Consider the following 21,170-nt stretch of genomic DNA (forward strand, 5'->3'; position numbering starts at 1 on the left):
TTTTAAAGATCGGTTCCGCAGTCACCACCGAACCCGCACCGCGCGTCGTCAACCTCACAACCACCCGGCACCGCTTCGTTCTGCGTCGCTGCATCAGCAGCAGAGAAACGGGATTATGAAGAATCTTTTTCGTTTCGTCAACAAAATTTTTTCGCTTTCGCTTAAAACCTTGTTGACGCTACGGCCGCTGGTTCCTGCAGCGGCGCTCGTTCGCAAACGAGGAGGCGAATAGTAGGCGAACATCAGCCATGTGACAAGGGTTTGACGAAAATATTTTTTTGGCGAGTCACTTTCGGGGCAAATTCACTACAGCGTCCATAGGAACCGCCTCGGCCATTGCGGCGTAGCCGGCGTCCCCAGGATGAATGTTGTCGCCACTGTCCAAGGCGCGCTGCAGGCGGTCCGGGTGCGCCGGGTCGCGCAAGGCAGCGTCGAAATCCACGACGCCGTCGAACGCGTGGCTGGTACGGATCCATTGATTGACCGCGAGCCGTATGCTTTCTCTCGGCGCCGGCAACGACGCCGGTGTCAGCGTTGCGCCGAAGATCTTCACGCCGCGGTGCCGCGCGACAGCGATCACCCTCTGATAACCAGCGATCAGGTCGGGCGCCGTCACTGACGTATGCGGGAAATCGCAATCGAGACCACTGCGAGGGGGCATTGCTGCGAAATTGATGTCGTTGATGCCGATCAGCAGGATCGCTGTTTTGACGCCCGGCCGTTCGAGCACATCGCGATCGAAGCGTCGCACAAGCGCGTCCCCGTAGCACGGCGAGTCGCTCAGCAGGCGGTTGCCGCTAATGCCGAGATTGACGATCGCGGTAGAGCGATCGCCGCTGCCGGCGAGCCGGTGCGCCAGCGCGTCCGGCCAGCGGCGATTCTGATTCAAACTGGAGCGCATACCGTCGGTGATCGAATCGCCAATGGCCGCAACGGTAGCCGATGAAGGCACATCCACCGACAAGCCAGTCACCCATACGTAGTGCGTAAACCGGCCACGAAATGAATCTGCGGAAGCGTCCGCTGTGTGATTGCCCGGTGCGGAGACGTAATTCACCTGGTTCGAGACGCGGTGCCACGCCATAATTCTCTGTTCCGGCCCCATGAAGGCGCTAATCGCATAGGGCACGCCTGCGGCGATATCGATAGCCACCGTATCGCTATCCAGTTCGCCGCCCGCTGGAATGCTCACGGCGCCCTTGCCGCCAAAGGTCACGCGCGTCTCCCCGTTGCCCAAGGCTGCGGTGCCGCCCGCCGAGCGGGCAATGCGCAGATCGTCAATGACGAGCGGAGTCTTGCCGTATTCGTTGCTGAGATGAATCCGTGCGGATTTTCCAGACAGTGTCGGGTAGACGATCTGGCGAACCGTGCGCCCCGCTACCTCCGGGGCGCGGTACAGCGACGGCAAATCCGCGCGCTGTGGAATGGGCTGCAGGGCCGTCGCCCAAGCGGTGACCCAATGGTTCGGGGCGTCCGCGGCGAAAACAGTCGAGGCAACAGCAAATTGGGACAGTAGCGCCGCGCCACATGCGGCAACCAGGGTGCGAATGGTCATTCGGGTAGTCGGTTCGAGGCCAAATGTGCATTGTGCCCGATCGATCGCGCCAACTGCCGCGCTCAGTCCCACTCACGCCGCGGCCAGCGCTTCGGTCATCTTCAACGCCAGGGCTTCCGCCACTTCGATTCCGTCGATAGCCGCCGAGTAGATCCCGCCGGCATACCCCGCGCCTTCGCCGGCCGGATACAGGCCCTCGACATTCATACTCTGATAATCGTCCCGGCGACGCACCCGGATCGGCGACGACGTTCTCGTCTCGACGCCCGTCAGCACTGCGTCATGCATCGCGAAACCGGCAATCTTCTTGTCCAGCTGCGGCAGCGCTTCACGAATCGCTTCGATCACGTAATCGGGCAGCGCGGTGCTGAGATCGGTCGGATGCACGCCCGGCTTGTATGACGGCACCACCGAACCCAGCGACGTGGACGGCCGGCCCGCAATAAAATCGCCGACCAGCTGACCCGGCGCACAATAATTGCCGCCACCCAGCTCGAACGCACGCTCTTCCCATTTGCGCTGAAAAGCAATGCCGGCGAGCGGGCCACCCGGATAATCGTCCGGGGTAATGCCGACGACGATCCCCGCATTCGCATTGCGCTCCGCACGTGAGTACTGACTCATCCCGTTAGTGACCACACGCCCCGGCTCGGAGGTGGCGGCGACGACAGTACCGCCCGGACACATGCAGAAGCTATAAACCGCGCGCCCGTTGCTGCAGTGATGGACCACCTTATAGTCGGCGGCGCCCAGCTGCTTGTGGCCGGCGAACTTGCCGAAACGGCTGCGATCGATCACCCCTTGCGGGTGCTCGATCCGGAACCCCAGCGAAAACGGCTTCGCCTCGATATAGACGCCGCGATCGTGCAGCATCTGGAAGGTATCGCGTGCGCTATGGCCGACCGCCAGCACGACATGATCGCAGCGCAAGGTGTCGCCGGTCGAGAGCTTGAGCCCGCGCACCTTGCCCTGATCGATCTCGATATCGTCGACCCGCGTCTCGAATCGAACCTCGCCACCAAGCTCATGAATGGTCGCGCGCATCTTCTCGACCATGCTGACGAGGCGGAACGTGCCGATATGCGGCCGGCTCAGATAAAGAATGTCCTCCGGCGCGCCCGCCCTGACGAATTCGTCGAGCACCTTACGGCCGTAGTGCTTCGGATCCTTGATCTGGCTATAAAGCTTGCCGTCCGAGAACGTCCCCGCGCCGCCTTCGCCGAACTGCACGTTCGATTCGGGATTCAGCACCGACTTGCGCCATAGGCCAAAAGTGTCCTTGGTGCGCTCGCGCACCGCCTTGCCGCGCTCCAGAATGATCGGCCGGAAGCCCATCTGCGCGAGGATCAGACCGGCAAACAGACCGCACGGGCCCATGCCGATTACGACCGGACGCGGTACGTTCAATTGCGCTGGCGCTTTGGCGACGAAACGGTACGTCATATCCGGCGTCACGCTGCAGTGCGGAACGTCCGCGAGCCGCCTGAGCGCGGCCGGCTCATCGTTCACCTCGACATCGACGATATACGTCAACTTGATGTCGGCGCGCTTGCGTGCGTCGTGCGCGCGGCGAAACACGGTGTATCGGATGAGGCCGTCCGCCGCCACGCCGAGTTCTCCGAGGCGCGCGAGGATCGCGCCGTCGAGAGCGCTTTCGGGATGGTCGAGCGGGAGTTTGATTTCGCTTAGACGTAACATGAGTACCGGGGGATGCAGGAAGGCCGCAAATCGCGGCCAATTCACAATTTTATAGGTTATGCGTCGGCACGGGGCAGCGGCGGTCGCGAAACGCCTGGTCAACGACGCCCTTCTCCCCCTATCGAGACAGCGGCATCATCTTAAAAATTTATCAACCGACCGGTCGGTTGATTTATACTGCGCAGACACAGACAACTTCCGCTGAGAGCGTCCCCATGTATACGCAATCCCTGGATATCCCCGGCAATGTCGCCCCGCTCGACGCCGGCGCAGGTTCGCCCGAGCAGGCGCAATTCGATGCGGTCATGACCGCCGACGGCAAAATCGAACCGCAGGACTGGATGCCCGAGGCCTACCGCAAGACGCTGGTGCGGCAAATCTCGCAGCACGCTCATTCGGAAATCGTCGGCATGCTGCCGGAAGGCAACTGGATCACGCGCGCGCCCAGCCTGAAGCGTAAGGCGATCCTGCTCGCCAAAGTGCAGGACGAAGCCGGTCACGGCCTCTATCTATATAGCGCGGCAGAAACGCTCGGCGTGTCGCGCGATCAGCTGATCGCGGCGCTGCATTCGGGCAAAGCCAAATATTCGAGCATCTTCAATTACCCGACGCCCACCTGGGCGGACGTCGGCGTGATCGGCTGGCTGGTCGACGGCGCGGCGATCATGAACCAGATTCCGCTGTGCCGCTGCACCTACGGGCCGTACGCCCGCGCGATGATCCGCATCTGCAAGGAAGAATCGTTCCATCAACGCCAGGGTTTCGACGCGCTGATGTCGATGATGGCCGGCACCGAAGCGCAACGCGAGTTGGTCCAGCAGGCCGTGAACCGCTGGTGGTGGCCGGTGCTGATGATGTTCGGCCCGAGCGACAAAGACTCGATCCACAGCAATCAGTCGTCGCAATGGGGCATCAAACGTATTTCCAACGACGATCTGCGCCAGAAATTCGTCGACGCCGCCGTCGACCAGGCCAAGGTGCTCGGCGTCACGCTGCCGGACCCGGACCTGAAATGGAACGAAGCGCGCGGCCACTATGACTACGGCGACATCGACTGGGAAGAATTCTGGCGCGTCGTGAACGGTGACGGCCCGTGCAACCGGGAACGCCTCGCCACCCGCGTGAAAGCCCATGACGACGGCGTCTGGGTGCGCGAAGCCGCTCTCGCCCACGCCGAAAAGCAGCGCCAGCGTGCGCAGCAGCACGCCGCCTGAACCGGGCGGCAAACCAGGCAAAGTATCAGGAGAACAGCAATGAACAAGGAATGGCCGATTTGGGAAGTCTTCGTGCGCAGCAAGCAGGGACTCGACCACAAACACTGCGGCAGTCTGCACGCCGCCGACGCGCCGATGGCGCTGCGTATGGCGCGCGACGTCTACACCCGCCGCCAGGAAGGCGTGAGCATCTGGGTGGTGCCGTCGTCGGCGATTACGGCGTCCGCGCCGCAAGACAAGGCGGAGCTGTTCGAACCGGCTGGCGACAAGATCTATCGCCACCCGACGTTCTACACGCTCCCCGACGAAGTCAACCACATGTAAGCGCGGCCATGAACATCACGCCTGAACATCTGAAGTACGTGCTGCGCCTCGCGGATACCGCGCTGATCCTCGGTCAGCGCAATACCGAATGGTGCGGCCACGGCCCGATCCTCGAAGAGGACATCGCGCTGTCGAACATGAGCCTCGATCTGATCGGCCAGGCGCGCCTGCTGTACACGCACGCCGCTTCGCTGGAACAGCAGCTCACCGGCAAAACCCGCACCGAAGACGACTACGCGTACTTCCGTGCCGAACGCGAATTCGCCAATTACACGCTGGCCGAGTTGCCGCACTACGGGCCGCTGTCCGGCACTGCGCAGGCCGAGAAGGACTACGCGGTCACGATCGTGCGCAATTTTCTGTACTCGACGCTGATGGCGCATCTGTGGACAGCGCTCACTACGTCGAAAGACGAGCAGCTTGCGGCGATTGCGTCGAAGTCGATCAAGGAAACCCGTTATCACGTGCACCACGCCAGCGAATGGCTGATCCGTTTCGGCGACGGCACCGACGAATCGCATCGCCGCTCGCAAGCCGCGCTCGACTATCTGCTGCCGTACACGCGTGAATTCTTCAGCGTGGACGAGGTGGAGGAGACCATCGCCGCCGCCGGCATCGGCCCGCTGACGTCGGACCTCGAAGCCGCCTGGCTCGACGACGTACGCGCCACGCTCGGCGAAGCCACGCTGACGTTGCCGGAAGCCGTCAAGCACATCACCACCGGCAAGCACGGCGAGCATTCGGAGCACATGGGCTTCGTACTGGCCGAAATGCAAAGCCTCGCGCGCCAGCATCCGGGCGCCAGCTGGTAAGCACCCAACCGGAATCCGCCGATGACGACCTCGACTGCCATGTCCGCTACCGACACCACGCTTGAACGCGTATGGTCCGTGCTCGAAACGGTCCCAGATCCGGAAATCCCGGTGGTATCGATTCGTGAGCTCGGCATTCTGCGCGACGTGCGCCGCGCCGCCGACGGCGTGCTCGAAGTCGTCATCACGCCAACCTATTCGGGTTGCCCGGCGATGTCGCAAATCGCCGAAGACGTCGCCCACGCGCTGGATGCGGCCGAACTCAAGCCGTACCGGATCGCCACCGTGCTCGCGCCCGCCTGGACCACCGACTGGATGACCGCCGACGCGCGCGAAAAGCTGCGCGCCTACGGCATTGCACCGCCCACGGGCAATTGCGGCAACGCTGCGCCGTCGCAGGAAAAAGTGCTGCGCTTCGTACCGCGCGCCCTGCCGGCGCCGTCGTGCCCCCGTTGCGGCTCGGCGCATACCGAACGCCTCGCGCAATTCGGCTCGACGGCCTGCAAGGCGTTGTACCGCTGCATCGACTGCCGCGAACCCTTCGACTACTTCAAACCATACTGATATGGCCACCCCGCAATTTCATCCGCTGCGTATCCGCGAAGTGCGACCCGAAACCGCCGACGCGGTTTCAGTCGCTTTCGAAGTTCCCGTCGAACTGCGCGACCAATACCGCTTCACGCAGGGCCAGTTCGTCACGCTTAAAACGCACATCGACGGCGAGGAAACGCGCCGCTCGTATTCGATCTGCGTAGGCGTCACCGATTACGATCGCGACGGCGAACTGCGCATCGGTATCAAGCGCGTGCGCGGCGGGCGCTTTTCGAACTTCGCGTTCGATACACTGCAGCCCGGCCATACGATCGACGTAATGACGCCGGACGGCCGCTTCTTCACGCATCTGAACGCGGACCAGGGCAAGCAGTACATCGCGTTTTCCGGCGGCTCGGGCATCACGCCGGTGCTGGCGATCATCAAGACAACCCTGGAAGTCGAGCCGCGCAGCACGTTCACGCTGGTGTACGGCAACCGCAGTGTGGACCAGATCATGTTCGCGGAAGAACTCGAAGATCTGAAGAACCGCTACATGAGCCGCTTCGTGCTCTATCACGTGCTGTCAGACGACCTCCAGGAAGTCGAGCTGTTCAACGGCGTGCTCGACCAGGATAAGTGCGCAGCCTTCATCGAGAACCTGCTGCCGGCGGATGCCATCGACGAAGCGTTCATCTGCGGCCCCGCCCCGATGATGGATGCCGCAGAAGCCGCGCTGAAAGCCGCCGGCGTGCCGTCCGGGAAGGTGCACGTCGAGCGCTTCGGCTCGCCTCTGCCGCAAGCAGGGGTGCCGCCCGTCGAAATCACCGACGACACGCCTGCCGCCGACCTCGAAATCGTCCTTGACGGCAAGAAACGCAAGCTGCGCCTGCCTTATCAGGGTGTGAGCGTACTCGACGTCGGCCTGCGCGCGGGCCTCGCGCTGCCGTATGCATGCAAGGGTGGCGTCTGCTGCACCTGCCGCGCGAAAGTGCTGGAAGGCGAAGTCAAGATGGAAAAGAACTACACGCTGGAAGAACATGAGATTCGCGACGGATTCGTGCTCACCTGCCAATGCCATCCGATCAGCGATCGCGTGGTGGTGAGCTACGACGAACGTTGAACTGGAGCATTGGCGCATTGCGGGGCTGATGTGTAACGGCCGCAGCGCTTTCAGCAGGTCCGTGATCCGCTTACACTAAGGGCCGCTCATCGATCGGACAATTGTCCCCGTCGGAGAGCGGCCCTTTTTGTTATCTGTCAGCCCAAGCCACTTGCCGATGAGCACGATCCATCTCACCAACGGCGATGTCGCCGCCGAGTCACTGCGCACCGCGCTGCATGAGGCGGGCCGCGACGAGCGCGTGCACGCACTGCGCGACGATCTGGCGGTTGGCCCGCTGCGCGGCATCGACGATGCGCCCGATGTGCGGGCGGACTTCTGGGATCGCGTCAGCACGGACACGACGCGCGATTTCCTTCGCGAATTGCGCGAGCAGGCGGCGAGGCTGGAAACGATCGCGGGCGGCGCCGCGAATCTGGTGGTCTGGCACGGCGAGAGCGCGTCCGATCAATTGATGCTGCGCCGCGTCGGCTATCACCTGCGCAACAGCCCGCAGCGGCTCAACGAAGTGCGCCTGTCGATTCGCGATCTCACCGATCCCGGCGCATGGGCGCACAGCCGCAGAGACCGCGCGACGTCCGTCGGCATGTTCCCGCCGAGCGTGCTGCAGGCTCGCCTGCCGGACGCCGCACCGATTTCGATGCTACGGATCAGCCGGCTCGCGCTCGAATGGCAGGAAGTCAAACAGGCCAACGGCGAGACGCGGCGCTGGCGCGACAACACGTTCACGAGCGGCAGCTTCGCCGACCTCGACGCGCTGGTTCTCGAGCACGCGAGCGGCGCCTGGCAGCCGGCCGCGCCCATTGCCGCGGAATTGATGACCGCCGAACTCGGGTTTCTGGTTAGCGACAGCGTTGTGCTGTGGCGCTTCCGCGAACTGGCCGCGAGCAGGCGCATCCAGTTGCGCGGCGACGCGACCGCGTGGCGCACGCTGGAACTGTGCGCCACCCTTACTCCCTGTTCACATCAATAAAACCAACGACCATGGCCCGCACCCGAGCCCCCGACCACGAAACGCAGCGTGACCAGATTCTCGAATTGGCCGCCGCGAAATTCGCCCAGACCAGCTATCCGAGCACCTCGATGGCCGATCTCGCCGCTGCGAGCGGCACCTCGAAAGCGCGCCTGTACCACTACTACGCAAGCAAAGAAGCGATCCTGTTCGATCTGCTGGACCGTTACACGAAGCGGCTGATGCTGATCATTGCCGAGGTCGAGGGGGCGAGCCAACGCCGCGGATTGACGGAACGGGAGACATTCGCCGAATTGATCCGCGCGTTTCTGTCGGAATACGAGACGTCGCACAGCCGGCACGTCGCGCTCCTGAACGACGTGAAGTATCTGGTCGACAGCCAGCGCGAGGTCATCCTGAACCGCCAGCGCGACGTGGTGGCGGCGTTCGCGCGGCAGCTGGCGCGCGCCTATCCCGAGCGCGCAACGCGCGAAAACCAGACCGCCCTCACGATGATGGTGTTCGGCATGATCAACTGGACGTTCACCTGGCTCAAGCCAGACGGGCGGATGGGCTATCGGGAATTTGCCGAGCAGGTGGTCGGCATGGTCGATCATGGATTGAGCACCGCGCAGACTTGATGGCGCACGGCAGCATTGTTCTGACGAAATAGTGGCTAACGCACGACACTTTGCCTCGAACGCTCGTTCAATTTATTTTCCATTTAAAAATCATATACATAAAAATAGGGAGCAAACTTTTTAGGCAGTCTCCTCAAGATTTGATACGGGTTTTCCCTAGTGAGGGATATGCATTTCCGCTAAAATCGTTTTTGCGGTGCACCAATCCGCTCGATCAAAAGGAGAACCTATCCATGAACATGCTTACACCCCGTGCCGCTGAGCCGATCGTTGCAGACGATCGCCCGTTGCAGCCAGGCGGTCGCGCGCCTGCTCTGGTCCGGGAACTCACCGCCGTCGATCGCGAACGGCTGCTCACCCACTTCCTCGCACTCGACGAAGACGATCGCTTGCTGCGTTTCGGTCAGATCGTGCCGGACCACGTCATCGAAAACTACGTCCGCGCGATCGATTTCACGCGCGACACCGTCTTCGGCGTATTCGATAGCCAATTGCAGCTCACCGGTGTCGGCCATCTGGCGTATCTGCCGGCCGAAGGCGACAAGCGCACCGCCGAGTTCGGCGTCTCGGTGCTGGAAAGTGTGCGCGGCCAAGGCATCGGTTCCAAGCTCTTCGAACGCGCCGCCATTCGCAGTCGCAATACGCACGTCACCATGCTCTATATGCACTGCCTGTCGCGCAATTCGACCATGATGCACATCGCGAAGAAGGCCGGCATGAAGATCGAATACTCATACGGTGAAGCCGACGCCTATCTGACACTGCCGCCGGCAGACCAATCGAGCATCATCGCCGAGATGCTGCAGGAGCAGGCTGCGGTGTTCGACTACGCGCTCAAGCGTCAGGCACGCCGGACATCGAAGCTTTTCGAATCGTTTTTGCCGACGGCGGCCGCAGCGTAAGCGGCCCACTTAGGGCGAAAACGACAAGGGCGGCCATGGCCGCCCTTTTTGTTTTCCTGCCGCACGCGCCGCGCTGCCCTTACAAAATCGGCAGCGCCGTCGTCTCCTTGATCTTCTCGAGCGAAAAACTCGTCTTCACGTCGATCACCGACGGATGGTGCAGCAACTGGTCCTGCACGAAACGCGAAAAATGCGCCATATCCTCGACCTGAACACGCAGCAGGTAATCCATATCGCCAGTCATCGCGTGACACGCCACCACTTCCGGCCATGTTTGCACCGCTGCGCGGAACAGATCGGCATGCGTGGCGTCGCCACGCGGACTGAACGCCGGACCGCCGCGCTTTTCGAGCCGCACATTGACGTAGGCGAGCAGATCGAGCCCAAGCTTTTGCGCGTCGAGCAGCGCGACGTAGCCGCGAATCACTCCGCTCTCCTCCAGCCGGCGAATACGCCGCAAACATGGGCTGGGCGACAGGTTGACGCGCTCGGCGATCTCCTGATTCGATAGCCGGCCATTCTCCTGAAGGATCGTCAGAATACGTCGGTCGATGGCGTCTATCTCTATATTGGCCATTTTCTGCCGTCCACGTGAAAGATTGCGCTAGAAAATAGCGCAAGCGTATCGGTGCGCGATTAAGTTCGCAAGTTTTCGCCGAGGCTCGGCCTTTACACTTGCGTCATTCAGTCGCGCCATATGCGCGTCCCTTAGCTTTGGATGGGACCAGAGTAAGTGCTCTGCATGGGCCCGGAGTAAGTGCTAAAGCACTAACTCCGGCCGACAGCTGAAGCGCTAACTCTGGTCGACCGCTTTGCATGGGACCAGAGTTAGCGCTGAAGCGCTAACTCTGGTCGACACAGGAGACAGACAATGAAGGTTTCAACTTGGGACAACCCGGTCGGCACCGACGGCTTCGAATTCATCGAATACACCGCGCCCGATCCGAAGGCGCTCGGCAAGCTGTTCGAACAAATGGGCTTCACTGCCGTCGCACGGCATCGTCACAAAGACGTGACGCTGTATCGCCAGGGCGAAATCAACTTCATCGTCAACGGGGAACAGGACTCGTTTGCGCAACGCTTCACGCGCCTGCACGGCCCGTCGATCTGCGCGATCGCTTTCCGCGTGCAGGATGCGGCGAAGGCCTACAAGCAGGCGCTCGAAAAAGGCGCCTGGGGCTTCGACAACAAAACCGGTCCGATGGAGCTGAACATCCCGGCAATCAAGGGCATCGGCGACTCGCTGATCTACTTTGTCGACCGCTGGCGCGGCAAGAACGGCGCAGAGCCGAACAGCATCGGCAACATCGATATTTACGACGTCGACTTCGAGCCGATTCCGGGGGCGAACCCGAATCCGGTTGGTCACGGTCTCACCTACATCGATCACCTGACGCACAACGTCCACCGCGGACGCATGCAGGAATGGGCGGAGTTCTATGAGCGCCTGTTCAACTTCCGCGAAGTGCGTTACTTCGACATCGAAGGCAAGGTGACGGGCGTGAAGTCAAAGGCGATGACCTCGCCATGCGGCAAGATCCGCATTCCGATCAACGAAGAAGGGTCGGAAACTGCCGGTCAGATCCAGGAATACCTCGACGCTTATCACGGCGAAGGCATCCAGCACATCGCGCTCGGCAGCAATGACATCTATCGTACGGTGGACGGTCTGCGCGCGGCGAATATCGCGCTGCTCGACACGATCGACACGTACTATGAACTGGTGGACCGCCGCGTGCCGAATCACGGCGAGCCGCTCGACGAACTGCGCAAGCGCAAGATTCTGATCGACGGCGCGCCGGACGATCTGCTGCTCCAGATCTTTACCGAAAACCAGATTGGCCCGATCTTCTTCGAGATCATTCAGCGCAAGGGCAACCAGGGCTTCGGCGAGGGCAACTTCAAGGCGTTGTTCGAATCGATCGAACTGGATCAGATCCGCCGCGGCGTAGTGCAGGACAAGGTCTAACAACATCTGTACAGCGAGGTGCAGCCTGAAACAAAAAGGGCGAAGATCGCAAAATCTTCGCCCCTTGCCGTTTAAGCCGTCGTCCTCAGCTAGACAACGACCGGGTTTTCAACCGACACGCCGCATCAGCGACGCATCACGAATTCTGCTCTTCCTCGTCGTCCCGCCTGGATTGCGTGAGCCGCTCCACCGCAATGCACGCCTGCGCGACTTGAGCCGTGCGGATGACTGCGTTCGACGACAGCGTCCCTGCGCTGCCCGAGCGCACCGGTGCGCTCATTGCGAAGAATGCGGCTGAGACCATCAGGAACGTCTGGATATTTCTCGTGTTCATGCGTACTCCTTTTCTGACTGCCCTGCTGTCGCGAAGCTCCACCGAATGCGGAGCGTTGCGCGAACATTGCTCACAGGTGCGGGATTAGACAGGCATTTCAACCTCGGTTCCACAGTTTTGAAGGTTTTACAGCTTGTTACAGCGGCATGGTGCACGCCACCGGCCGCTGGCCGTAACCCGGCGCGATTCCTCGCAAATCACGCTGCACCGCCGCACTTTTGGCACGAAGCGGCGGGTTTTCACCAGTGCTACCATCACTTAAAACACGTCAATATGGCGACCCCGGCCCTACGCATTCACAAGATGCCGCGGCCCAAGAAAGTTTTGGCGATCCCAAACTGGGTGGAGGAGTACACATAATGAATGCCCCGCTGGACGCAGGTCAGCGAGCCTCGCTCGAAGCCGCGTTGTCTTCCGTCACGCTCGACGACAAATACACCCTGGAACGCGGCCGCGCCTACATGAGCGGCATCCAGGCGCTGGTGCGCCTGCCGATGTTGCAGCAGGAACGCGACCGGGCCGCCGGACTCAATACCGCCGGCTTCATCTCCGGCTATCGCGGATCGCCGCTCGGCGGACTCGACCAGTCGTTGTGGAAAGCGAAGCAGCACCTCGCCGCACACCAGGTCGTGTTCCAGCCCGGCGTCAATGAAGACCTCGCGGCAACCGCCGTGTGGGGGTCGCAGCAGGTCAACCTGTATCCGAGCGCCAAATACGACGGCGTGTTCTCGATGTGGTACGGCAAAGGTCCGGGCGTCGACCGCAGCGGCGACGTTTTCAAGCATGGCAACTCGGCCGGCTCATCGCAGCACGGCGGCGTTCTCGTCCTGGCGGGCGATGACCACGCGGCCAAATCCTCGACACTCGCGCACCAGTCCGAACACATCTTCAAGGCGTGCGGTTTGCCGGTGCTGTTCCCGTCGAACGTGCAGGAATACCTCGACTTCGGCCTGCACGGCTGGGCCATGAGCCGCTATTCCGGCCTCTGGGTCGCGATGAAGTGCGTGACCGACGTGGTCGAGTCGTCAGCGTCGGTCGATATCGATCCGCAACGCACCAAAATCATTCTGCCGGACGACTTCGCGATTCCCGAAGGCGGCCTGAATATCCGTTGGCCGGATCCGCCGCTGGTCCAGGAAGCGCGTCTGCTGGACTACAAGTGGTACGCGGCGCTCGCTTACGTGCGCGCGAACAAACTCGACCGCATCGAAATCGATTCGCCGCAAGCGCGCTTCGGCATCATGACGGGCGGCAAGGCCTATCTCGACGTCCGCCAGGCGCTGACCGACCTCGGTCTCGACGACGAAACCTGTTCGCGTATCGGCATCCGTCTGTACAAGGTCGGCTGCGTATGGCCGCTCGAAGCGCAAGGCGCGCACGCCTTCGCGCGCGGTCTCGACGAAATTCTGGTGGTTGAAGAGAAGCGCCAGATTCTCGAGTACGCGATCAAGGAAGAACTGTACAACTGGCCGGACACGCAGCGTCCGCGGGTGTTCGGCAAGTTCGACGAGAAAGACGGCGCGGGCGGCGAATGGTCCGTGCCGATGGGCAACTGGCTACTGCCGGCGCATTACGAGCTGTCGCCGGCGATCATCGCCAAGGCAATCGCCACGCGGCTCGACAAGTTCGATCTGCCGTCCGACGTGCGCGCTCGCATCGCCATGCGCATCGCCGTGATCGAAGCGAAGGAAAAAGCGCTGGCGCGCCCGCGCGTCGAAGCCGAGCGCAAACCGTGGTTCTGCTCGGGCTGCCCGCACAACACGTCGACCAATGTGCCGGAAGGCTCGCGCGCGATGGCGGGAATCGGCTGTCACTATATGACCGTGTGGATGGACCGCAGCACCAGCACCTTCAGCCAGATGGGCGGCGAAGGCGTCGCGTGGATCGGGCAGGCGCCGTTCACCAACGACAAGCATGTGTTCGCCAACCTCGGCGACGGCACCTATTTCCACTCGGGCCTGCTCGCGATTCGCGCGGCGATCGCGTCGAAGGCGAACATCACCTACAAGATTCTCTATAACGACGCGGTCGCCATGACCGGCGGCCAGCCGGTCGACGGCGTGCTGACCGTGCCGCAGATCACGCATCAACTTGCCGCCGAAGGCGCGACGAAGATCGTGATCGTCACCGACGAGCCGGAGAAGTACTCGGCGAACGTCGGCCTCGCGCCCGGCATCGACATTCATCATCGCGACAAGCTCGATGAGGTGCAGCGCCAGCTTCGCGAGATTTCCGGCACCACGATCCTGATTTACGACCAGACCTGCGCGACTGAAAAGCGCCGCCGCCGGAAACGCGGCACGTATCCGGATCCGGCGCGCCGCGTGGTGATCAACGAGGCCGTGTGCGAAGGTTGCGGCGATTGCTCGGTCAAGTCAAATTGCCTGTCGGTCGAGCCTATGGATACCGAGTACGGCACCAAGCGCCAGATCAATCAATCGACCTGCAACAAAGACTTCTCGTGCGTCAACGGGTTTTGCCCGAGCTTCGTGTCGGTGGAAGGCGGCCAACTGCGCAAGCCAAAGGCGGCGTCCGGCATTGTTGGCGATGGGATGCCGCCGGTGCCGGAACCCGAACTACCGTCGATCGAACGCCCTTACGGGGTGCTGGTGACGGGGGTCGGCGGCACGGGCGTCGTGACGATCGGTGCGCTGCTGGGCATGGCCGCGCATCTGGAGAACAAGGGCGTCACGGTACTCGACGTGACCGGCCTCGCGCAAAAAGGCGGCGCCGTGATGAGCCACGTGCAGATCGCCAACCAGCCAGCAGACATCCACGCGACGCGCATCGCGATGGGCGAGGCGAGCCTCGTGATCGGCTGCGACGCGATCGTTACCGCCAGCGACGAATGCGTCTCGCGGATGCAGGCGGGCCGCACGCGCGTCGTGCTGAATAGCGCACACACGCCGACGGCCGAGCTCATCAAGAACCCGAACTGGCGCTTCCCGGGCAGCAGCACGGAAGCGGATGTACGCGCCGGCGCCGGCGACGATGCTGTCGATACGGTCGACGCGAATCACTTCGCCGTCGCGCTGCTCGGCGACGCGATCTATACGAACCCGTTCGTGCTCGGCTATGCATGGCAGCGTGGCTGGGTGCCGCTGACGTATCAGTCACTGATGCGTGCGATCGAACTGAACAATGTGCAGGTCGAGAAGAATCGCGCGGCATTCGAATGGGGCCGTCGCGCCGCGCATGATCTGGCCGCCGTGCGCAAGCTCGCGCAGTCGCAAGGACGCGGTGGCGCCGAGGAAACGGCGAGCAGCAAGATCATCTCGCTGCATACGCCAAAGGCGCTCGACACGCTGATCGACAAGCGCGCCGACTACCTCGCCGCATGGCAAAACGCGGCGTACGCTGACCGGTATCGCGCGTTGGTGTCGCAAGTGCGGACGGCGGAATCGGCGCTCGATTCGATCGACGGCCAGTTGCCGTTGACTGAAGCGGTCGCGAAGAACCTGCACAAGCTGATGGCGTACAAGGACGAGTATGAAGTCGCACGCCTGTACAGCGACCCGGCGTTCATCGAAAAGTTGAAGAGCACTTTCGAAGGCGACTGGAAGCTGAACCTCCACCTCGCACCGCCGACGTTCTCGAAGAAGGACGCCCAAGGTCACCTGATCAAGAAGAAGTACGGACCGTGGATGTTCAGCGCCATGCACGTGCTGGCCAAGCTGAAGTTCCTGCGCGGCACCGCATTCGATGTGTTCGGCAAGACGGAAGAGCGTCGCACCGAGCGTGCGTTGATCGTCGAATACGAGGCACTGGTGCGCGAACTGATCGGCGGCCTGACGGTGCAAAAGCGTGAGCTGGCGATCGAACTGGCGAATCTGCCGGACGGTATCCGCGGCTACGGTCACGTGAAGGAAAACAACCTGAAGGGTGCGCGGATCAAGTGGAACGAGTTGCTGACGCGCTGGCGCTCGCCGGAGGCAGGAAAGGCTCAGCACGCGGCCTGACCGGGTCCGGCTGGCTGATCGGATCCGGCTGATCGAATCGGCTTGATCGGTTGCATCGGCCTGAAACGGAAAAAGGCGGCTGTCCTCACGGACAGTCGCCTTTTTTGCCTGTTTCGACAAGGATTCGCCAAAAAGAAACGCCACGGAATCACTTCCGTGGCGTTTTCGTTTGCTCGCAGCAGTGCCGCAATGCGGCGCCGCTTCAACCTTCAAGCGATCCGCATTACTGCGCGTTCACCAGCTTGCGTGCATTGGCCGAGGCCACTGCCGTCATGTTGATGATCCGGCGCACGGTCGCAGCCGGCGTCAGGACATGTACCGGCTTTGCCGCGCCCAGCAGGAACGGACCGACCGTCACGCCTTCGCCGCCGACCATCTTCAGCAGGTTGTAAGCGATATTCGCCGCTTCGACGTTCGGCATGATCAGCAGGTTCGCTTCGCCGCTCAACGTGGTGCCCGGGAACGCAGCCTTGCGGACCACTTCCGACAACGCCGCATCGCCGTGCATTTCACCGTCGATTTCGAGCGAAGGCGCACGTTCGACGATCAGCTTGCGCGCCGCCGTCATGCGTTGCGACGACGAAGACGGCGCACTGCCGAAGTTCGAATTCGACAGCAACGCGACCTTCGGCGTAATGCCGAACTTCTCGATCTCGCGCGAAGCCAGCATCGTCATGTCGGCGAGCTGCTCGGCAGTCGGCGTCTCGTTCACGTACGTATCGCAGATGAACAGGTTCCGGCCCGGCAGCATCAGCAGATTCATCGCGGCGAAGTTCTCCACGTTGTCCGCCTTGCCGAGCACCTGCTCGATGAACTTCAGATGCGTGTGGTACTGGCCGATCATCCCGCAGATCATGCCGTCCGCTTCGCCGAGGCGCACGAGGATCGCGCCGATCAGCGTGTTGAACTTGCGCATCGCAGCCTTCGCGACGTCCGGCGTCACGCCTTCACGCGCGCCGAGTTCGTGGTACGCCTGCCAGCATTGCTGATAGCGCGGATCGTCTTCCGGATCGACGATCTCGAAGTCTTCGCCGCCCTTGAGCTTCGAGCCCATCTTCTTCAGACGCATCGCGATCACCGACGGGCGGCCGACCAGAATCGGCCTGGCGATCTTTTCCAGCAGCACGAATTGCGCGGCGCGCAGCACGCGCTCGTCTTCGCCTTCGGCGAACACGATGCGCGCCGGCTCCGACTTCGCCGCGGCGAACACCGGACGCATCACCATGCCGGTGCGGTACACGGTCGTGCCGAGCTCTTCGCGATACGCGTCCATGTCCTTGATCGGACGGGTCGCGACGCCCGAGTCCATCGCGGCTTGCGCGACAGCCGGCGCGATCTTGATGATCAGACGCGGATCGAACGGCTTCGGAATCAGGTATTCAGGACCGAATTCGAGCGAGTGGCCTTCGTAGGCCTTGGCGACTTCATCGCCCTGATCGGTTTCTTCGGCCAGCTCGGCGATCGCGCGCACGCACGCGAGCTTCATTTCTTCCGTGATCGTGGTTGCGCCGACATCCAGCGCGCCGCGGAAGATGAACGGGAAGCACAGCACGTTGTTGACCTGGTTCGGGTAGTCCGAACGGCCCGTCGCGATGATGCAGTCCGGGCGCACCTTCTTTGCTTCCTCCGGGCGGATTTCCGGCTCCGGATTGGCCAGCGCGAGAATCAGCGGCCGCGTACCCATTTCGGCGACCATTTCCGGCTTCAGCACGCCGGCGCTCGAGCAGCCGAGGAACACGTCGGCGCCGCGAATCGCGTCGGCCAGCGTGCGCGCTTCGGTGTTCGCCGCATAACGTTCCTTCGACGGATCCAGATTGCCGCGGCCTTCGTAGATCACGCCCTTCGAATCGGTGACGAGAACGTTCTTCTTCGACAGACCCAGGTTCACCAGCAGATCCAGACACGCGATCGCCGCAGCGCCCGCGCCCGAACACACCAGCTTCACCTCGTCGAGCTTCTTGCCGACCACTTTCAGGCCGTTCAGAATCGCCGCCGACGCAATGATCGCGGTGCCGTGCTGATCGTCGTGGAAGACCGGAATCTTCATGCGCGCGCGCAGCTTCTTCTCGATGTAGAAGCATTCCGGCGCCTTGATGTCTTCGAGGTTGATGCCGCCCAGCGTGGGCTCGAGCATCGCGATCGCTTCGACCAGCTTGTCCGGATCGGACTCGGAGAGTTCGATGTCGAACACGTCGATGCCCGCGAACTTCTTGAAGAGGCAGCCCTTGCCTTCCATCACCGGCTTCGCGGCGAGCGGGCCGATGTTGCCGAGACCCAGCACGGCCGTGCCGTTGGTGATCACGCCGACGAGGTTGCCGCGCGAGGTGTATTTCTGCGCGTCGAGCGGTTCGTCGTAGATCGCCATACAGGCCGCCGCGACGCCCGGCGAGTAAGCCAGCGACAGGTCGAGCTGGTTCGACAGCGGCTTGGTGGGCGTGACCGAAATCTTGCCGGGTTTCGGATTCTGGTGGTATGCGAGAGCGCTTTGCTTAAGTTGTTCGTCCATTTTTTGGCCTGCGAGACGTAAGAAATTGGGCCCGGCACACTGCACCGTATGCGTCGCTTGCAACTATCGAATGGATAATCGACGGCGGCGGTTTCGCATGCGCCGGTTGGGCGCGGCGTCGAACCTCGGCGGAGGGCAGGACGGTGCGGAGTGCTACGCGGGTCGGTTAGTGTACACCCCGAATGCGTCGATGCACTGACTGGTTAACGCGGCTCACCATCGACAAAACAGGGCGCTGCCATGCTGCGGCGCCGCATCCGGGGCGCGTTTTGCAGGCTGCCGCGTGGGGGTCATTCGAGCGCGGCGCCGCGTCGTTCGGGGATCAGAAACAGCGTGGCGAAAATGTCGAGCAGATAGATCGACGCGAGCAACGCGAGCGCCGCGCCGAACGAATAGCGTGCGGCCAATGCGCCCACCGCGACCGGCCCGAAGCCGCCGACCGCCCGCCCGACGTTGAACAGCACGTTCTGCGCGGTGGCGCGCGCATCGGTCGGATAAAGCTCGGAGATCAGCGCGCCATAGCCGCCGATCATCCCGTTGACGAACACGCCCATGGCCGCGCCGCCGATCAGTAGCGCCATCGGCGTCGTCAGATGGGCGTAGACAAACACCATCACGACGGCGCCCGCCTGGTAGAACAGGAACGCCGGCTTGCGGCCGAAGCGGTCGGCGGCGATGCCGAACAGCCAGATGCCGCACGCCATGCCGAGAACCGTCGCGGCGGTCCACAGCCCGGATCGGGTCAGCGAATAGCCGAAGGTCTTGGACAAATAGCTCGGCAGCCAGATCATCAGACCGTAATAGCCGAAGTTCTGCACCGAACAGAGAAGCACCACGCCGATGCTCGCGCGTGCCGTGCGCGCGTCGGCTGCCAGCAGCTTCAGCGGCAGCTTGCGCATGCCACGCGCCACGCGCTCGGCGAACAGCGCCGGTTCCTCGACGCGCCGTCGCACGAAAAACGACACCACCGCGGGCAACAACCCGAGCGCGAACATGCCGCGCCAGCCGATCACCGGCAACAGCAGCGGGGTAAGCAGCGCGGCCGCCAGCACGCCGAGTTGCCAGCCAAGCCCGACATACGACGACACGCGCGCCCGCTGGGAAGCCGGCCACGCTTCGGCCACCAGCGTCATACCGATACCGAACTCGCCGCCCAGACCAATGCCGGCAATGGTCCGATAGGTCAGCAGGTCGGCATAGCCTTGTGCCACCGCACACAAGCCGGTGAACACGGCGAAGATCAGGATCGTCCACGTGAGCATGCGCACGCGGCCGAAATAGTCGCTCAATACGCCGAAGATCGACCCGCCGGCCACAGCGCCGATCAGCGTCCACGTGACAAGCGAACCGGCCTGCGCAGACGACAGATGCAGATCGGCCGCAATCACCGGCAGCATGAAACCGAGGATCAGCAGGTCGAAGCCGTCCATCGCGTAGCCGAGCACCGAGGCGATCAGCGCCCGGCCGGCATAGCCGGGTTTGGCGGGTGCAAGGGTGTCGGCAGCAGAAGAAGCGGGGGTCATTGAAAGTAATCCGTAGGTCGCGGGGCGCCAAAGATGCGCGAACGCCCAGGAAATTCGCGTGAGTGTAAAGGCCGCTCGAGCTGCTCACAAGCAAGCCAAAAAGCGGCTCCAAACGAAGCCTGAACGACCCGTTCGGCACGATCGATACGACCGTCGTGGGCCGCCAATGCGCACAACGGCCTCCTCGGGAGAGTCCGATTCGGGTAAAATATCGGGCTACGCGCGCAGCAAACACCGGCCTGCATTCCACTGACCGGCTGCGTATCCCGCCCGGCATTTCGCTCTGAACGGCGCGGTATACCCCGCTTGCTGCGCCACCGGGCCGCGCGCCCGCCTTCCCCCGCTCACACCCAAGGATCCGCCCATGACAGGCTTCGATCGCCAGACGATCTCCGACACCACCGCCAAGATGCTGCTGGAAGTGCAAGCAGTGCACTTCAACGCGGAGAAACCGTACATTTTCACGTCCGGCTGGGCGAGCCCGGTTTACATCGACTGCCGCAAGCTGATCTCGTATCCACGCGTGCGCCGCGGCCTGATGGAAATGGCCGAGACCACCATCCTGCGCGATGTCGGCTATGAGCAGATCGACGCGGTCGCCGGTGGCGAAACCGCCGGCATCCCGTTCGCGGCATGGCTGTCCGACCGCCTGATGGTGCCGATGCAATACGTGCGCAAGAAGCCGAAGGGTTTCGGCCGCAACGCGCAGATCGAAGGTCTGCTGACCGAAGGCCAGCGCGTCCTGCTGGTCGAAGACCTGACCACCGACAGCCGCAGCAAGATCAACTTCATCAACGCGCTGCGCACGGCCGGCGCCACGGTGAACCACTGCTTCGTGCTGTTCCACTACAACATCTTCAAGGAAAGCGTGTCGGTGCTGAAAGACATCGACGTCGATCTGCACGCGCTTGCCACCTGGTGGGACGTGTTGCGCGTCGCCAAGCAAGCGGGCTACTTCGACACCAAGACGCTTGATGAAGTGGAGAAATTCCTCCACGCACCGGCCGAATGGTCGGCCGCGCACGGCGGCGCAACCTCGACACCGCAGTAAGCGCAGCGTAGCCGCTCGATGCGGCTGAAATAAGAAGGCCGCCTGTCTTGTCGACAGGCGGCCTTTTTCATCGACC

The 21,170-nt window shown here is 62.5% G+C and carries 18 protein-coding genes; 12 read left to right on the forward strand and 6 right to left on the reverse strand.

What is annotated here, in order from left to right; all coding sequences use genetic code 11:
• On the forward strand, positions 1-232 hold a 232-nt coding region (locus DLM46_RS39845), incomplete at its 5' end, for a hypothetical protein (protein ID WP_208866280.1).
• 54 nt (positions 233-286) lie between these two features.
• Here the strand turns inward: DLM46_RS39845 and DLM46_RS15025 are convergent.
• A complete protein-coding gene (locus tag DLM46_RS15025; RefSeq protein WP_115101550.1) occupies positions 287-1,555 on the reverse strand; it encodes an SGNH/GDSL hydrolase family protein in 1,269 nt (422 codons plus the stop codon).
• Between the two features lie 72 nt (positions 1,556-1,627).
• Complete coding sequence (locus DLM46_RS15030; protein ID WP_115101551.1) at positions 1,628-3,253, reverse strand: NAD(P)/FAD-dependent oxidoreductase; 1,626 nt, start codon at positions 3,251-3,253, stop codon at positions 1,628-1,630.
• 215 nt (positions 3,254-3,468) lie between these two features.
• On the opposite strand from DLM46_RS15030, the gene paaA reads away from it, so the two are divergent.
• The 8 genes from paaA to DLM46_RS15070 all read left to right on the forward strand — a co-directional run bounded on the left by paaA (position 3,469) and on the right by DLM46_RS15070 (position 9,752).
• On the forward strand, positions 3,469-4,467 hold the full coding sequence (gene paaA, locus DLM46_RS15035) for a 1,2-phenylacetyl-CoA epoxidase subunit PaaA (protein ID WP_115101552.1): 999 nt from the start codon (positions 3,469-3,471) through the stop codon (positions 4,465-4,467).
• 39 nt (positions 4,468-4,506) lie between these two features.
• Complete coding sequence (gene paaB / locus DLM46_RS15040; RefSeq protein ID WP_073432200.1) at positions 4,507-4,791, forward strand: 1,2-phenylacetyl-CoA epoxidase subunit PaaB; 285 nt, start codon at positions 4,507-4,509, stop codon at positions 4,789-4,791.
• A gap of 8 nt (positions 4,792-4,799) precedes the next feature.
• Positions 4,800-5,603 (forward strand): 1,2-phenylacetyl-CoA epoxidase subunit PaaC, encoded by an 804-nt coding sequence (gene paaC / locus DLM46_RS15045; protein ID WP_115101553.1) that lies wholly within the window; start codon positions 4,800-4,802, stop codon positions 5,601-5,603.
• A 21-nt stretch (positions 5,604-5,624) separates the two neighbouring features.
• Entirely contained in the window at positions 5,625-6,167 is a 543-nt protein-coding gene (paaD, locus tag DLM46_RS15050; RefSeq protein ID WP_115101554.1) for a 1,2-phenylacetyl-CoA epoxidase subunit PaaD, read from the forward strand.
• A gap of 1 nt (position 6,168) precedes the next feature.
• Positions 6,169-7,257 carry a 1,2-phenylacetyl-CoA epoxidase subunit PaaE gene (paaE, locus tag DLM46_RS15055; protein ID WP_115101555.1) on the forward strand — a complete coding sequence of 363 codons (1,089 nt, stop codon included), beginning with the start codon at positions 6,169-6,171 and terminating at the stop codon, positions 7,255-7,257.
• 157 nt (positions 7,258-7,414) lie between these two features.
• On the forward strand, positions 7,415-8,230 hold the full coding sequence (locus tag DLM46_RS15060) for a DUF1835 domain-containing protein (RefSeq protein WP_115101556.1): 816 nt from the start codon (positions 7,415-7,417) through the stop codon (positions 8,228-8,230).
• An 11-nt stretch (positions 8,231-8,241) separates the two neighbouring features.
• Positions 8,242-8,850 (forward strand): TetR/AcrR family transcriptional regulator, encoded by a 609-nt coding sequence (locus tag DLM46_RS15065; protein WP_115101557.1) that lies wholly within the window; start codon positions 8,242-8,244, stop codon positions 8,848-8,850.
• Positions 8,851-9,083: 233 nt separating this feature from the next.
• On the forward strand, positions 9,084-9,752 hold the full coding sequence (locus DLM46_RS15070) for a GNAT family N-acetyltransferase (RefSeq protein ID WP_115101793.1): 669 nt from the start codon (positions 9,084-9,086) through the stop codon (positions 9,750-9,752).
• Positions 9,753-9,831: 79 nt separating this feature from the next.
• Here the strand turns inward: DLM46_RS15070 and DLM46_RS15075 are convergent, their stop codons facing one another.
• Entirely contained in the window at positions 9,832-10,329 is a 498-nt protein-coding gene (locus tag DLM46_RS15075; protein ID WP_115101558.1) for an Lrp/AsnC family transcriptional regulator, read from the reverse strand.
• A gap of 294 nt (positions 10,330-10,623) precedes the next feature.
• On the opposite strand from DLM46_RS15075, the gene hppD reads away from it, so the two are divergent.
• On the forward strand, positions 10,624-11,721 hold the full coding sequence (hppD, locus tag DLM46_RS15080; protein ID WP_115101559.1) for a 4-hydroxyphenylpyruvate dioxygenase: 1,098 nt from the start codon (positions 10,624-10,626) through the stop codon (positions 11,719-11,721).
• Positions 11,722-11,857: 136 nt separating this feature from the next.
• On the opposite strand, the gene DLM46_RS15085 is transcribed toward hppD, so the two are convergent.
• Positions 11,858-12,055 (reverse strand): hypothetical protein, encoded by a 198-nt coding sequence (locus DLM46_RS15085; protein WP_115101560.1) that lies wholly within the window; start codon positions 12,053-12,055, stop codon positions 11,858-11,860.
• Positions 12,056-12,414: 359 nt separating this feature from the next.
• Between DLM46_RS15085 and DLM46_RS15090 the strand changes: the two genes are divergently transcribed.
• Positions 12,415-16,014, forward strand: a complete 3,600-nt coding sequence (locus DLM46_RS15090) for an indolepyruvate ferredoxin oxidoreductase family protein (protein WP_115101561.1) — start codon at positions 12,415-12,417, stop codon at positions 16,012-16,014.
• Positions 16,015-16,237: 223 nt separating this feature from the next.
• On the opposite strand, the gene DLM46_RS15095 is transcribed toward DLM46_RS15090, so the two are convergent.
• Together DLM46_RS15095 and DLM46_RS15100 are read right to left on the reverse strand one after the other, a co-directional pair.
• Positions 16,238-18,520: an NADP-dependent malic enzyme gene (locus DLM46_RS15095; RefSeq protein WP_115101562.1), complete on the reverse strand. Its 2,283-nt coding sequence runs from the start codon at positions 18,518-18,520 to the stop codon at positions 16,238-16,240.
• Positions 18,521-18,810: 290 nt separating this feature from the next.
• A complete protein-coding gene (locus DLM46_RS15100; protein ID WP_115101563.1) occupies positions 18,811-20,043 on the reverse strand; it encodes an MFS transporter in 1,233 nt (410 codons plus the stop codon).
• A 364-nt stretch (positions 20,044-20,407) separates the two neighbouring features.
• Between DLM46_RS15100 and DLM46_RS15105 the strand changes: the two genes are divergently transcribed.
• On the forward strand, positions 20,408-21,094 hold the full coding sequence (locus DLM46_RS15105) for an orotate phosphoribosyltransferase (protein ID WP_115101564.1): 687 nt from the start codon (positions 20,408-20,410) through the stop codon (positions 21,092-21,094).
• Positions 21,095-21,170: the final 76 nt, after the last annotated feature.

This window comes from Paraburkholderia lacunae (assembly GCF_003353175.1).
Lineage (GTDB): Bacteria > Pseudomonadota > Gammaproteobacteria > Burkholderiales > Burkholderiaceae > Paraburkholderia > Paraburkholderia lacunae.